Annotated in this window: 11 protein-coding genes and 1 pseudogene; all 12 read left to right on the top strand. The window is 71.5% G+C overall.

Going from position 1 to position 14,225, the window contains the following annotated elements; translation table 11 throughout:
• Window positions 1–2: 2 nt before the first annotated feature.
• The 12 genes and pseudogenes from W7S_RS14635 to W7S_RS14580 all read left to right on the top strand — a co-directional run bounded on the left by W7S_RS14635 (window position 3) and on the right by W7S_RS14580 (window position 14,168).
• Window positions 3–821: a rhomboid-like protein gene (locus tag W7S_RS14635; protein WP_008257630.1), complete on the top strand. Its 819-nt coding sequence runs from the start codon at window positions 3–5 to the stop codon at window positions 819–821.
• A gap of 139 nt (window positions 822–960) precedes the next feature.
• Window positions 961–2,004 (top strand): phenylalanine--tRNA ligase subunit alpha, encoded by a 1,044-nt coding sequence (gene pheS, locus W7S_RS14630; RefSeq protein ID WP_014711890.1) that lies wholly within the window; start codon window positions 961–963, stop codon window positions 2,002–2,004.
• On the top strand, window positions 2,004–4,490 hold the full coding sequence (pheT, locus tag W7S_RS14625) for a phenylalanine--tRNA ligase subunit beta (protein ID WP_014711889.1): 2,487 nt from the start codon (window positions 2,004–2,006) through the stop codon (window positions 4,488–4,490). Before pheS ends, pheT begins: the two co-directional genes overlap by 1 nt.
• A 30-nt stretch (window positions 4,491–4,520) precedes the next feature.
• A pseudogene (gene argC, locus W7S_RS14620) lies at window positions 4,521–5,580 on the top strand (N-acetyl-gamma-glutamyl-phosphate reductase).
• Window positions 5,577–6,788: a bifunctional glutamate N-acetyltransferase/amino-acid acetyltransferase ArgJ gene (gene argJ / locus W7S_RS14615; RefSeq protein ID WP_014711887.1), complete on the top strand. Its 1,212-nt coding sequence runs from the start codon at window positions 5,577–5,579 to the stop codon at window positions 6,786–6,788. The pseudogene argC and the gene argJ overlap by 4 nt, the downstream one beginning before the upstream one ends.
• Window positions 6,785–7,669 carry an acetylglutamate kinase gene (argB, locus tag W7S_RS14610; RefSeq protein WP_008257625.1) on the top strand — a complete coding sequence of 295 codons (885 nt, stop codon included), beginning with the start codon at window positions 6,785–6,787 and terminating at the stop codon, window positions 7,667–7,669. Before argJ ends, argB begins: the two co-directional genes overlap by 4 nt.
• Entirely contained in the window at window positions 7,666–8,859 is a 1,194-nt protein-coding gene (locus W7S_RS14605; RefSeq protein WP_014711886.1) for an acetylornithine transaminase, read from the top strand. The genes argB and W7S_RS14605 overlap by 4 nt, the downstream gene beginning before the upstream one ends.
• Window positions 8,852–9,778 carry an ornithine carbamoyltransferase gene (gene argF, locus W7S_RS14600; RefSeq protein WP_014711885.1) on the top strand — a complete coding sequence of 309 codons (927 nt, stop codon included), beginning with the start codon at window positions 8,852–8,854 and terminating at the stop codon, window positions 9,776–9,778. The genes W7S_RS14605 and argF overlap by 8 nt, the downstream gene beginning before the upstream one ends.
• 50 nt (window positions 9,779–9,828) lie before the next feature.
• Complete coding sequence (locus W7S_RS14595; RefSeq protein WP_008257622.1) at window positions 9,829–10,323, top strand: arginine repressor; 495 nt, start codon at window positions 9,829–9,831, stop codon at window positions 10,321–10,323.
• 27 nt (window positions 10,324–10,350) lie between these two features.
• Window positions 10,351–11,568: an argininosuccinate synthase gene (locus tag W7S_RS14590; RefSeq protein WP_014711884.1), complete on the top strand. Its 1,218-nt coding sequence runs from the start codon at window positions 10,351–10,353 to the stop codon at window positions 11,566–11,568.
• Window positions 11,565–12,995, top strand: coding sequence for an argininosuccinate lyase (gene argH, locus W7S_RS14585; RefSeq protein ID WP_014711883.1), 1,431 nt, complete (start codon window positions 11,565–11,567; stop codon window positions 12,993–12,995). Before W7S_RS14590 ends, argH begins: the two co-directional genes overlap by 4 nt.
• A gap of 111 nt (window positions 12,996–13,106) precedes the next feature.
• Window positions 13,107–14,168, top strand: a complete 1,062-nt coding sequence (locus W7S_RS14580) for a type III polyketide synthase (RefSeq protein ID WP_014711882.1) — start codon at window positions 13,107–13,109, stop codon at window positions 14,166–14,168.
• The last annotated feature ends 57 nt before the right edge of the window (window positions 14,169–14,225 follow it).

Genomic DNA, 14,225 nt, shown 5'->3' with positions numbered 1-14,225 from the left:
CAATGATTGGGGGCATCGTGTCCCGGCTCGCCCGGGTCCAATTCACCGTGGGGTATGCGGCGCTGCTGCTTGCGATCAGCTGCGCCATCCTGGTGCTCGGCCCGGACGCACATGACGTCATCGTCGCGCGCGCCAGCACCAACCTGCACAACCTGGCCCACGGGCACCTCGGCACGCTGCTGGGCAGCGCGCTGGTCGTTGACGCCGGGCCGCTCTACTTCTGGCTGCCCTTCCTGACCTGCCTGCTGGCGCTGGCGGAGCTGCATTTGCGCACCATCCGGCTGGTGGTGGCCTTTCTCGTTGGCCACATCGGCGCGACGCTGCTGGTGGCCGCCGCCCTGGCCGGGGCGGTCGAATTCGGCTGGCTGCCTGTGTCGATCACCCGGGCGAGTGACGTCGGGATGAGCTACGGCGCGCTGGCGGTGCTCGGCGCGATGACGGCGGTGATCCCGTCGCGCTGGCGGGCCGCCTGGGTCGGCTGGTGGGTGGCGGCGGGCATCGCTTCGGCGATCGTCGGCGGCGACTTCACCGACGCCGGCCACACCGTCGCGGTGATCCTGGGCGTGCTCGTGTCGGCGCGGTTCCGGCAGCCGATCCACTGGACACCGGCCCGGTACCTGATGCTGGCGGCATCCTCGGGCTTCGGTTTCCTGATGCTGGCGCACCACTGGGGGACCATGGCGGCGACGCCGGTGTTCGGTCTCCTCGGCGCCGTGGTCGCCTATGCGGGGGCGAGGTACGTCACCGGCCGGGGCCTGCCGGTCGCGCCGCTGGACGGCGACGACACGCTGCCCGGTCCGGCGCCGGCCGTCGCCGGCTGAGTCCCGCCGCGCCACTGCCCAGCGCCCGCCGGGCGCCGCGGATCCGATCACTATGATCAGCAGTCGTCCCGTGCCGCGCGGAATGCACTATCGATGCGGGCAGCCCTAACAGCTTCGTCAGCAAGGAGAGTGTCGCCGCGTGGGTGAGCAACCCGTCGACCTGTCGCCCGAAGCGTTGACCGCGGCGGTCAACGCCGCGCGGCAGGCCTTCACCCGGGCCGACGACCTCGACGCGCTGGCGCGCGCCAAGACCGAGCACCTCGGCGACCGCTCACCGCTGGCGCTGGCGCGCCAGGCGCTGGGGAGCGTTGCCAAAGACCAACGCGCCGATGCCGGCAAGCGGGTCAACGCCGCGCGGGGCGAGGCCCAGCAGGGGTACGACGAGCGCCTCGCGGCCCTGCGCGCCGAACGCGACGCCGCCGTGCTCGTCGCCGAGCGCATCGACGTCACGTTGCCGTCGACGCGACAGCCGGCCGGGGCGCGGCACCCGATCACGATCCTCGCCGAACACGTCGCCGACACCTTCATCGCCATGGGTTGGGAAGTGGTCGACGGCCCCGAGGTCGAAAGCGAACAGTTCAACTTCGACGCGCTCAACTTTCCCGCCGACCACCCCGCGCGCAGCGAGCAGGACACCTTCTACATCGCGCCCGAGGATTCTCGGCAGCTGCTGCGCACCCACACCTCGCCGGTGCAGGTGCGCACGCTGCTGGCCCGCGAGTTGCCCGTCTACATCGTCTCGATAGGCCGCACGTTCCGCACCGACGAGCTCGACGCCACCCACACCCCGGTCTTCCACCAGGTCGAGGGCCTGGCGGTGGACCGCGGCCTGTCCATGGCGCACCTGCGGGGCACGCTGGATGCGTTCGCGCGCGCCCAGTTCGGCCCGGAGGCGCGGACCCGCATCCGCCCGCACTTCTTTCCGTTCACCGAGCCGTCCGCCGAGGTCGACGTGTGGTTCGTCGGCAAGAAGGGCGGCCCGGGCTGGGTGGAGTGGGGCGGCTGCGGGATGGTGCATCCAAACGTGTTGCGGGCGGCCGGAATTGACCCCGAGGAATACTCCGGCTTCGCATTCGGCATGGGCCTGGAACGAACGCTGCAGTTCCGCAACGGGATTCCGGACATGCGCGACATGGTCGAGGGCGACGTCCGGTTCTCGCTGCCGTTCGGGGTGGGTGCCTGATGCGCGTTCCGTACAGCTGGCTGCGCGAGGTCGTGAACGTCGGCGCGCCGGGCTGGGACGTGGCCCCCGCCGAGCTGGAGCGGGCGCTGGTGGACATCGGCCACGAGGTCGAAGAGGTTCTCGTCCTCGGCCCGGTCGAGGGCCCGCTGACGGTGGGCCGCGTCACCGACATCGAGGAACTCACCGGTTTCAAGAAGCCGATCCGGTTCTGCCGCGTCGACGTCGGCGAGGATCAAGACCGCGAGATCGTTTGCGGCGCAACCAACTTCGTGGCCGGTGACCTCGTGGTGGCGGCGCTGCCGGGCGCCACGCTGCCCGGCGGATTCGCCATCGCCGCGCGTAAGACCTACGGCCGCACCTCGGAGGGAATGATCTGCTCGGCGGCCGAACTCGGTTTGGGCGCCGACCATTCCGGGATTCTGGTGCTGCCGCCGGGCACCGCCGAACCCGGAGCCGACGGCCACGCCGTGCTGGGACTCGACGACGTTATCTTCCACCTGGCCATCACCCCCGACCGCGGTTACGGCATGTCGCTGCGGGGCCTGGCGCGCGAGGTCGCCTGCGCCTACGACCTGGACTTCGTCGACCCCGCGGACGTCAAGCCGTTGCCGGCCAACGGGGAGGCCTGGCCGCTGACGGTGCAGCCCGACACCGGCGTGCGGCGGTTCGCGCTACGCCCGGTCACCGGCATCGAGCCGGCGGCCGTGTCACCGTGGTGGCTGCAGCGCCGCCTGCTGCTCTCGGGCATCCGCCCCACCTCGCCGGCGGTCGACGTCACGAACTACGTGATGCTCGAGCTGGGCCACCCCCTGCACGCCCACGACCGCAACCGCATCAACGGCGGCTTCGGCGTGCGCTGCGCCCGTCCCGGCGAGACCGTCGTCACCCTCGACGACATCGAACGCAAACTGGAACCGGCCGACGTCCTGATCGTCGACGACACGGCGACCACGGCGATCGGCGGCGTGATGGGCGCGGCGAGCACCGAGGTGCGCGCCGATTCCACCGACGTGCTGCTCGAGGCCGCGGTCTGGGATCCCGCCGCGGTGTCGCGCACACAGCGCAGATTGCACCTGCCCAGCGAGGCCGCCCGCCGCTACGAGCGGGGCGTGGATCCGGCCATTTCCGTTACCGCGCTGGACCGCTGCGCCACGCTGCTCGCCGAGATCGCCGGCGGCGCGGTGTCCGACACGCTGACCGATTGGCGGGGTGACCCGCCCCGCGACGACTGGGCCGGGTCGCCGATCGACATCGCCGCCGACCTGCCCGGCCGCATCGCCGGCGTGGCCTACGCCCCGGGCACGGCCGCCAAGCGGCTGTCCCAAATCGGTGCCGCCGTCGCCGAACACGGCGACACGCTGACGGTCACCCCACCCAGCTGGCGGCCCGACCTGCTGCAGCCCGCCGACCTCGTCGAGGAGGTGCTGCGGCTCGAGGGCCTGGAGGTCATCCCCTCGGTGCTGCCGTCGGCGCCGGCGGGCCGCGGGCTGTCCGCCGTGCAACAGCGCCGCCGCGCCATCGGCAGGTCGCTGGCCCAGTCCGGGTACGTCGAGATCCTGCCGACGCCCTTTTTGCCCGCCGGGGTGTTCGACCTGTGGGGACTGCCGCCCGACGATCCGCGGCGCGTCACGACCGACGTGCTCAACCCGCTGGAGGCCGACCGCCCGCACCTGGCCACCACCCTGCTGCCGGCGCTGCTGGAAGCCTTGGTGCGCAACGTATCCCGCGGTCTGGTCGACGTTTCGCTCTATGCCCTTGCCCAGGTGGTGCAGCCGACAGCAGAGACCCGCGGCGTGACGCCGATCCCCGTCGACCGGCGGCCCACCGACGCCGAGATCGCCACGCTCGACGCGTCGTTGCCGCGCCAACCCCAGCACGTCGCCGCGGTGCTGACCGGCCTGCGGGAAGCGCGCGGCCCCTGGGGGCCGGGCCGGCGCGCCGAGGCCGCCGACGCGTTCGAGGCGGTGCGCATCATCGCCCGCGCCGCCGGCATCGACGTGCGGTTGCGGGCGGCGCAGCAGCTGCCGTGGCACCCGGGCCGGTGCGCCGAGGTGCTCGTGGGCGACACGACGGCCGGGTACGCGGGCCAGCTGCACCCGGCCGTGACCGAGCGCTCCGGGCTGCCCAAGGGCACCTGCGCCCTCGAGCTCGATCTCGACGCCGTGCCCCTCGTCGCGGCGTTGCCCGCGCCCCGGGTGTCTCCGTTCCCGGCGGTCTTCCAGGACGTCAGCCTGGTGGTGTCGGCGGACGTACCGGCTCAGGCGGTGGCCGACGCCGTGCGCGAAGGCGCGGGCGAGCTGCTGGAAGACCTGCAGCTGTTCGACGTTTTCAGCGGCCCGCAGATCGGGGAGGACCGCAAGTCGCTGACCTTCGCGCTGCGGTTCCGGGCGCCGGATCGCACGCTGACCGAGGACGATGCCACCGCGGCCCGCGAGGCTGCCGTGCGCCGGGCCGCCGAGTCGGTCGGCGCCGAGCTCCGCGCCTGATGGAATGGATTTGCAAACTACTGCATAACCATGCAAAATCGTCGAAATGGCCGACGTGATCAAGGTGGCAGTTGCCGGTGCCAGCGGCTATGCGGGCGGTGAAATCCTGCGCTTGCTGCTCGGGCACCCGGCCTACGCCCAGGGGCGCCTGTCGATCGGCGCGCTGACCGCCGCTGCCAGCGCCGGCAGCACGCTCGCCGAGCACCATCCGCACCTGACGCCGCTGGCCCAGCGCGTCGTCGAGCCGACCGAGCCCGCCGTGCTCGCGGGCCACGACGTGGTGTTCCTGGGCTTGCCGCACGGCCATTCGGCCGCGCTGGCCTCTCAGCTCGGCCCCGACACCGTGATCATCGACTGCGGCGCGGACTTCCGGCTCACCGACGCCGCCGCCTGGGAGCGGTTCTACGGCACCCCGCACGCGGGCAGCTGGCCCTACGGGCTGCCGGAGCTCCCCGGTGCGCGCGAGCGGCTGCGCGGCGCGCGGCGCATCGCGGTTCCCGGCTGCTACCCGACCGCGGCGCTGCTGGCGTTGCTGCCCGCGGTGGCCTCAGACCTCGTCGAGCCCGCCGTCACGGTCGTCGCCGTCAGCGGCACCTCCGGGGCCGGGCGGGCCGCCAAGACCGACCTGCTGGGCGCCGAGGTCATCGGGTCGGCGCGCGCCTACAACATCGCCGGGGCGCACCGGCACACCCCGGAGATCGCCCAGGGGCTGGGGGCCGTCACCGGCCGCGCCGTGACGGTGTCGTTCACCCCGGTGCTGATCCCGACGTCGCGCGGGATCCTGGCCACGTGCACCGCCCCCACCCGTGCGTCGTTGCCGCAGCTGCGGGAGGCCTACGAAAAGGCTTACGACGCAGAGCCATTCATCTACCTGATGCCCGACGGTCAGCTGCCCCGCACGGGTGCGGTGATCGGCAGCAACGCGGCGCACATCGCCGTCGCGGTGGACGAGGCGGCCCAGACCTTCGTGGCGATCGCCGCGATCGACAACCTGGTCAAGGGCACGGCCGGGGCCGCCGTGCAGTCGATGAACCTGGCACTGGGTTGGCCGGAGACGGAAGGCCTTTCGGTGATAGGGGTGGCGCCGTGACGCGCACCGAGTCGCCGCGGTTGCTGCGCGAGCAGGGCGTCACCGCGCCGGCCGGATTCCGGGCGGCGGGCATCGCCGCCGGCATCAAGGCCTCGGGCAAGCGCGACCTGGCCCTGGTCTTCAACGAGGGCCCCGATTACGCGGCCGCCGGGGTGTTCACCCGCAACAGGGTCAAGGCCGCGCCGGTGCTGTGGAGCCAGCAGGTGCTGAGCACGGGCGCGCTGCGCGCGGTGATCCTCAACTCCGGCGGCGCCAACGCCTGCACCGGGCCGGGCGGGTTCGGAGACACCCACGCCACGGCCGAGGCCGTCGCGGCCGCCCTGTCGGACTGGGGAACCGAGACCGGGGCCATCGAGGTCGCGGTGTGCTCCACCGGGCTGATCGGTGACCGGTTGCCGATGGACAAGGTGCTGTCCGGCGTGCGCGCGATCGTGCAGGACATGGCCGGCGGCCTGTCCGGCGGCGACGACGCCGCCCAGGCGATCATGACCACCGACACCGTGCCCAAACAGGTTGCGCTGCACCACCCGGACAGCTGGACGATCGGCGGGATGGCCAAGGGCGCGGGCATGCTCGCGCCGTCGCTGGCGACCATGCTCTGCGTGCTGACCACCGACGCGGTCGTCGACGCCGCCGCGCTGGACTCCGCGCTGCGCCACGCCACCGCGCGCACCTTCGACCGGCTCGACATCGACGGCGCGTGCTCGACCAACGACACGGTGCTGCTGCTGGCCTCCGGGGCCAGCGGGATCGCGCCGGATCAGGGCGATCTCGACGACGCCGTGCTGCGTGTCTGCGACGACCTGTGCGCGCAGCTGCAGGCCGACGCCGAGGGCGTCACCAAGCGCGTCAACGTCACCGTCACCGGCGCCGCCTCCGAGGACGACGCCCTGGTCGCCGCCCGGACCATCGCCCGCGACAGCCTGGTCAAGACGGCGGTGTTCGGTTCGGACCCCAACTGGGGACGGGTGCTCGCCGCCGTCGGCATCGCGCCCATCGCCCTGGATCCCGATAGGATCACGGTGTCGTTCAACGGCTCCACGGTCTTCGCCGACGGGGTGGGGGCGCCGGGAGCGCGCGAGGTGGACCTCTCGGGAGCCGACATCGACATCGCCGTCGATCTGCGGCTCGGCGACGGCCGGGCCACCATCCGGACCACCGACCTGTCCCACGGCTACGTCGAAGAGAATTCGGCCTACAGCTCATGACCCGCGCCAGCGACTTATCCACCGCGGTCAAGGCGCAGGTGCTCGCCGAGGCGCTGCCCTGGCTCAAGCAGTTGCACGGCAAGATCGTCGTCATCAAGTACGGCGGCAACGCCATGACTGACGACACGCTGCGGCACGCGTTCGCCGCCGACATGGCGTTCCTGCGCAACTGCGGCGTGCACCCCGTCGTCGTGCACGGCGGCGGCCCGCAGATCAGCGCGATGCTGCGCCGGCTCGGCATCCAGGGTGACTTCAAGGGCGGATTCCGGGTCACCACACCGGAAGTGCTCGACGTGGCGCGGATGGTGTTGTTCGGCCAGGTCGGCCGCGAGCTCGTCAACTTGATCAACGCGCACGGGCCGTACGCGGTCGGCATCACCGGCGAGGACGCCCAGCTGTTCACCGCCGTGCGGCGCAGCGTCACCGTCGACGGCGTGGCCACCGACATCGGCCTGGTGGGCGACGTCGAGCGGGTCAATACCGCCGCGGTGCTGGATCTTATTGCCGCACGGCGCATTCCGGTGGTGTCGACGCTGGCGCCGGACGCCGAAGGTGTGGTGCACAACATCAACGCCGACACCGCCGCGGCGGCCCTGGCCGACGCGCTGCACGCCGAGAAGCTGTTGATGCTCACCGACGTCGAAGGCCTGTACACGAGTTGGCCCGACCGCGATTCGCTGGTCAGCGAAATCGACACGGCCACACTGTCGCAACTGCTACCCACGCTGGAGGCGGGCATGATTCCCAAGGTCGAGGCGTGTCTGCGGGCCGTGACCGCGGGCGTGCCGAGCGCGCACGTCATCGACGGCCGGGTCGAACATTGTGTGCTGGTGGAGCTTTTCACCGACGCGGGCACGGGAACCAAGGTGGTACCGGCATGAGTAATACCGACGCCCTGAAGCGGCGGTGGGAAGCCGTGATGATGAACAACTACGGCACCCCCGCGATGGCCCTGGCCAGTGGCGACGGGGCCGTGGTCACCGACGTCGACGGCAAGAGCTACCTCGACCTGCTCGGCGGCATCGCGGTCAACATCCTGGGCCACCGCCACCCCGCGATCACCGAGGCCGTCACCCGGCAGATGGCGACGCTGGGCCACACGTCCAACCTGTACGCGACCGAACCCGGCATCGCTCTGGCCGAGGAACTGGTGGCCCTGCTGGGCGCGCCCGAGGAAACTCCGCCGCGGGTATTCTTCTGCAACTCCGGCACCGAGGCCAACGAGGTGGCCTTCAAAATGTCCCGGCTCACGGGCCGCACGAAACTGGTTGCCGCGCAAGAGGCTTTCCACGGCCGGACGATGGGATCGCTGGCGCTGACCGGCCAGCCGAGCAAGCGGGCGCCGTTCGCCCCGCTGCCCGGCGACGTCACCTACGTGCCGTACGGCGACGCCGCGGCGCTGGCCGCGGCGGTCGACGACGACACCGCGGCGGTGTTTCTGGAGCCGATCATGGGGGAGAGCGGCGTCGTCGTCCCGCCCGAGGGATACCTGGCCGCCGCGCGCGATGTCACCGCGCGGCACGGCGCCCTGCTGGTGCTCGACGAGGTGCAGACCGGGATGGGCCGCACCGGAACGTTTTTCGCCCACCAGCATGACGGCATCACCCCCGACGTGGTCACGCTGGCCAAGGGGCTCGGCGGCGGCCTGCCCATCGGGGCGTGCCTGGCCGTCGGGCGCGCCGCCGAGCTGATGACGCCCGGTCTGCACGGCAGCACCTTCGGCGGCAATCCGGTCTGCACCGCGGCGGCGTTGGCGGTGCTGCGGGTGCTGGCGTCCGACAACCTGGTCCGCCACGCCGAGGTGGTGGGCAAGTCGTTGCGGCACGGCATCGAGGGGCTCGGTCACCCGCTCGTCGACCACGTGCGCGGGCGCGGACTGCTGTGCGGGGTGGTGCTCACCGCGGCGCGGGCCAAGGACGCCGAGGCGGCCGCGCGCGAGGCCGGGTTCCTGGTGAACGCCGCCGCGCCCGACGTCATCCGGCTGGCCCCGCCGCTGATCATCACCGAAGGCCAGCTCGACGGGTTCATCGCCGCGCTGCCGGGCATCCTCGAGGGGGCCGCACGTGGTTAGGCATTTTCTGCGCGACGACGACCTGTCGCCCGCCGAGCAGTCCGAAGTGCTGCAGCTGGCCGCCGAGCTGAAGAAGGACCCGTTCTGCGCGCGTCCCTTGGAGGGCCCGCGCGGGGTCGCGGTCCTGTTCGACAAGAACTCCACCCGCACCCGGTTCTCGTTCGAAGTGGGCATCGCCCAGCTCGGCGGGCACGCCGTCGTCGTCGACGCCCGCAGCACCCAGCTGGGCCGCGACGAGACCCTGGAGGACACCGCGCGGGTGCTGTCCCGCTACGTCGAGGCCATCGTCTGGCGCACGTTCGGGCAGGAGCGACTCGAGGCGATGGCCGGGGCCGCGACGGTGCCGGTGGTCAACGCGCTGTCCGACGAGTTCCACCCCTGCCAGGTGCTCGCCGACCTGCAGACCATCGCCGAACGCAAGGGAGCGCTGCGTGGCCTGCGGATGACCTACCTCGGCGACGGCGCCAACAACATGGCGCACTCGTTGATGCTCGGCGGGGTCACCGCCGGCATCCACGTCACGATCGCCGCCCCGGACGGCTTCGCCCCCGATCCGGCGTTCGTGGCCGCGGCCCGGCGGCGCGCCGAGGACACCGGCGCCTCGGTCACCGTCACCGCCGACGCCGGGGCGGCCGCTCGCGGCGCCGACGTCCTGGTCACCGACACGTGGACGTCGATGGGGCAGGAGGGCGACGGCCTGGACCGGGTCAAACCGTTCCGGCCGTATCAGATCAATGCCGACCTGCTATCGCTGGCCGACCCGGAAGCCATTGTGCTGCATTGCCTTCCGGCTCATCGCGGCGACGAGATCACCGACGAGGTGATGGACGGCCCGGCCAGCGTGGTCTTCGACGAGGCCGAGAACCGGTTGCACGCCCAAAAGGCGCTGCTGACATGGCTTTTGGAGCGGCGGTCATGACCCGCGCGCCGGCGACGATGCAGAGCGCAGCGATGAGGAGGAGCGGCGCAATGACCCGTAGCAAGGCCACGCCCGAAACCACCCGGGCCGGGCGGCAGGACCGCATCGTGGCGATCCTGTCGTCGGCGTCGATCAGCAGCCAAAGCGAACTGGCGGCCCGGCTGGCCGGCGAGGGCATCGAGGTCACCCAGGCCACCCTGTCGCGCGACCTGGAGGAGCTGGGCGCGGTGAAGCTGCGCGGCGCCGACGGCGGGGTCGGCGTCTACATCGTTCCCGAGGACGGCAGCCCGGTGCGCGGCGTGTCGGGCGGCACCGCCCGGCTGTCCCGGTTGCTCGGCGAGCTGTTGGTGTCGGCCGACTCCAGCGCAAACCTCGCGGTGCTGCGCACCCCGCCCGGCGGTGCCAACTATTTGGCCAGCGCGATCGATCGCGCGGCGCTACCGTACGTCGTCGGCACCATCGCCGGCGATGACACCGTCTTCGTGGCCGCCCGAGAGCCGATGACCGGCGCCGAACTGGCCACCACATTGGAAAAACTCACGTAAGCGATTTCAACCTAAGGAGATTGGTTCATGTCAGAACGCGTCATCCTGGCGTATTCCGGCGGTCTGGACACCTCGGTGGCCATCAGCTGGATCGGCAAGGAGACCGGCCGTGAGGTCGTAGCGGTGGCGATCGACCTCGGCCAGGGCGGCGAAGACATGGAGGTCATCCGCCAGCGGGCCCTGGACTGCGGGGCGGTGGAGGCCGTCGTCGTCGACGCCCGCGACGAATTCGCCGAGGGTTACTGCCTTCCCACCATCCTGTCCAACGCCCTCTATATGGATCGCTACCCGCTGGTGTCGGCGATCAGCCGGCCGTTGATCGTCAAGCACCTGGTGGCGGCGGCGCGCGAGCACGGCGGCAGCATCGTCGCGCACGGCTGCACCGGCAAGGGCAACGACCAGGTCCGGTTCGAGGTCGGATTCGGTTCGCTGGCACCCGATCTCGAGGTGCTGGCGCCGGTCCGTGACTACGCCTGGACGCGCGAGAAGGCGATCGCGTTCGCCGAGGAGAACGCCATCCCGATCAACGTGACCAAACGCTCGCCGTTCTCGATCGACCAGAACGTGTGGGGCCGCGCGGTGGAAACCGGCTTCCTGGAACACCTTTGGAACGCGCCCACCAAGGACGTCTACGCCTACACCGAAGACCCCACGCTGAACTGGAGCACCCCCGACGAGGTGATCGTCGGGTTCGAGCGCGGCGTGCCGGTGACGATCGACGGCAAGCGGGTCTCGGTGCTGGGCGCCATCGAGGAGCTCAACACCCGCGCCGGCGCGCAGGGCGTCGGCCGCCTCGACGTCGTCGAGGACCGGCTGGTGGGCATCAAGAGCCGCGAGATCTACGAGGCGCCCGGCGCCATGGTGCTCATCACCGCGCACACCGAGCTCGAACACGTCACGCTCGAGCGCGAGCTGGGCCGGTTCAAGCGGCACACCGATCAGCGTTGGGCCGAGCTGGTGTACGACGGGCTGTGGTACTCCCCGCTCAAGGAGGCGCTGGAGAGCTTCGTCGCCAAGACCCAGGAGCACGTGACGGGCGAGGTGCGAATGGTGTTGCACGGCGGCCACATCGCGGTCAACGGGCGGCGCAGCGCCGAATCGCTGTACGACTTCAACCTGGCCACCTACGACGAGGGCGACAGCTTCGACCAGTCGGCCGCGAAGGGTTTCGTCTACGTGCACGGCCTGTCGTCGAAGATCGCGTCCCGCCGGGACCAGACGGTGACGGGGCCGGCCCAAGCGTGAGCACGCGCGAGGGGTCGCTGTGGGGCGGGCGGTTCGCCGACGGCCCGTCGGACGCGCTGGCCGCGCTGAGCAAGTCCACCCATTTCGACTGGGTGCTGGCTCCCTACGACATCGTCGCCTCGCGGGCGCACACGGTGATCCTGTTCCGGGCCGGGCTGCTGACCGAAGAGCAGCGCGACGGGCTGCTGGCCGGCCTGGACCAGCTCGCCTCCGACGTCGCCGACGGCAGCTTTTCGCCGTTGGTCACCGACGAGGACGTGCACGCGGCGCTGGAACGCGGGCTGATCGACCGCGTCGGACCGGAGCTGGGCGGGCGGTTGCGGGCTGGCCGGTCCCGCAACGACCAGGTGGCCACCCTGTTCCGGATGTGGCTGCGCGACGCGGTGCGCCGCGTCGCCGCCGGGGCGCTGGACGTCGTCGGCGCGCTGGCCGCCCAGGCCGCCGCCCACCCCGACGCCATCATGCCCGGCAAAACCCACCTGCAGTCCGCCCAGCCGGTGCTGCTAGCCCACCACCTGCTCGCGCACGCCCACCCGCTGCTGCGCGACGTCGACCGCCTCGCCGACTTCGACAAGCGGGCCGCGATCTCCCCGTACGGATCCGGGGCGCTGGCCGGGTCGTCGCTGGGCCTGGACCCCGGCGCGATCGCCGCTGAGCTCGGCTTCGCGGCCCCCGCCGACAACTCCATCGACGCCACCGCGTCCCGAGATTTCGCCGCGGAGGCGGCGTTCGTCTTCGCCATGATCGGCGTCGACCTGTCCCGGCTGGCCGAGGACGTCATCCTGTGGAGCTCGACCGAATTCGGCTACGTCACCCTGCACGACTCGTGGTCCACCGGCAGCTCGATCATGCCGCAGAAGAAGAACCCGGACATCGCCGAGCTGGCCCGCGGCAAGTCGGGTCGGCTGATCGGAAACCTGGCCGGCCTGCTGGCCACGCTGAAGGCCCAGCCGCTCGCCTACAACCGTGACCTGCAGGAAGACAAGGAACCGGTGTTCGATTCGGTGGCCCAGCTGGAGCTGGTGCTGCCCGCGATGGCGGGGCTGGTGGGAAGCCTGACGTTCGACGTCGACCGGATGGCCGCCCTCGCGCCGGCCGGCTACACGCTGGCGACCGACATCGCCGAATGGCTGGTGCGCCAGGGGGTGCCGTTCCGCTCCGCGCACGAGGCCGCCGGTGCGGCCGTGCGCGCCGCCGAGCAGCGCGGCGTCGGGCTCGACGAGCTCACCGACGACGAGCTGGCCGCCATCAGCGGCGACCTGACACCGCAGGTTCGCGAGGTCTTGACGATCGAGGGCTCGGTGGCGTCGCGCGACGCGTGGGGCGGCACCGCGCCGGTCCGGGTCGCCGAGCAGATCGAAAACGTCCTGGCCAGCGCCGGAAGGCTCAAAGAGCGGCTCGAGGACCGGGCGCGCGGGAGCCGTTGAGATGACGTCGGTTTCCGTGCCCCGCGCTGTCGCGCCGACTAGACTGCGGGCTCAAAGCGATCCGGATGAACGTTTCGGGCCGGATCCCCGTGACCAAGGGGTGGGAAACCAATGAGCGTCGTCGCCGGCGTCTTCGGTGCGCTACCGCCGCACCGTTATTCGCAGCGCGAGCTCACCGACTTCTTCGTCAGCATCCCCGAGTTCGCGGACTACGAAGACATCGTCCGGCAGCTGCACGCCAGCGCCAAAGTCGACAGCCGCCACCTGGTGCTGCCGCTCGAGCAATACCCCACGCTGACCGACTTCGGCATGGCCAACCGGATCTTCACCGAGCACGCCGTGAACCTCGGCTGCGAGGCGCTGTCCGGCGCGCTCGACGAGGCGGGACTGCGGGCGCAGGACGTCGACGTGCTGATCACGACGACCGTCACGGGGCTGACGGTGCCGTCGGTGGACGCCCGGATCGCCGCGCGGCTCGGCCTGCGCGACGATGTGCGCCGCGTGCCGCTGTTCGGCCTCGGCTGCGTGGCCGGCGCGGCCGGTGTCGCCCGAGCGAACGACTACCTGCGTGGCGCGCCCGACGCCGTCGCCGCCCTGGTCTCGGTCGAGCTGTGCTCGCTGACCTACCCCGGATACAAGCCGTCGCTGGCGGGGATGGTCGGCAGCGCCCTGTTCGCCGACGGCGCCGCGGCGGTGGTGGCCGTGGGCGACCGGCGCGCCGAACAGCTCGCCGCCGCCGGGCCCAGCGTCCTGGATTCGCGCAGCCATCTGTATCCCGATTCGCTGCGCACCATGGGCTTCGACGTGCGTTCGGGCGGATTCGAGCTCGTGCTGTCGAAGGACGTCGCGGCCGTCGTGGAGCAATACATCGAGGACGACGTCACCCAGTTTCTCGGGGCCCATGGCCTGACCCCGACCGACGTCGGCGCGTTCGTCAGCCACCCCGGTGGACCCAAGGTCATCGAGGCGATCAACGCGGCGCTCAGCCTGCCGCCGGAGGCCCTCGAACTCACCTGGCGTTCGCTCGGCGAGATCGGCAATCTTTCGTCGGCGTCGGTGTTGCACGTGCTGCGCGACACCCTCGCCAAGCCGCCGCCGAGCGGAAGTCCCGGCCTGATGCTCGCGATGGGGCCGGGATTCTGTTCCGAATTGGTGTTGTTGCGTTGGCACTGATGGTCGCTCGTGTACCTCCGTTCCTGCCCTGAGGCGCCCTCTTGGGGCGGCGGGGAG

This window comes from Mycobacterium sp. MOTT36Y (assembly GCF_000262165.1).
GTDB lineage: Bacteria > Actinomycetota > Actinomycetes > Mycobacteriales > Mycobacteriaceae > Mycobacterium > Mycobacterium intracellulare.
This window is presented reverse-complemented; position numbering and strand designations above follow the sequence as displayed.

What these genes read in the sequence shown, in the direction of transcription:
- W7S_RS14635 (WP_008257630.1), top strand. Translation starts at nt 3, where the DNA reads ATGATTGGGGGCATCGTGTCCCGGCTCGCCCGGGTCCAATTCACCGTG.
- pheT (WP_014711889.1), top strand. Translation starts at nt 2,004, where the DNA reads ATGCGCGTTCCGTACAGCTGGCTGCGCGAGGTCGTGAACGTCGGCGCG.
- argB (WP_008257625.1), top strand. Translation starts at nt 6,785, where the DNA reads ATGACCCGCGCCAGCGACTTATCCACCGCGGTCAAGGCGCAGGTGCTC.
- W7S_RS14605 (WP_014711886.1), top strand. Translation starts at nt 7,666, where the DNA reads ATGAGTAATACCGACGCCCTGAAGCGGCGGTGGGAAGCCGTGATGATG.
- W7S_RS14595 (WP_008257622.1), top strand. Translation starts at nt 9,829, where the DNA reads ATGACCCGTAGCAAGGCCACGCCCGAAACCACCCGGGCCGGGCGGCAG.
- W7S_RS14590 (WP_014711884.1), top strand. Translation starts at nt 10,351, where the DNA reads ATGTCAGAACGCGTCATCCTGGCGTATTCCGGCGGTCTGGACACCTCG.
- W7S_RS14580 (WP_014711882.1), top strand. Translation starts at nt 13,107, where the DNA reads ATGAGCGTCGTCGCCGGCGTCTTCGGTGCGCTACCGCCGCACCGTTAT.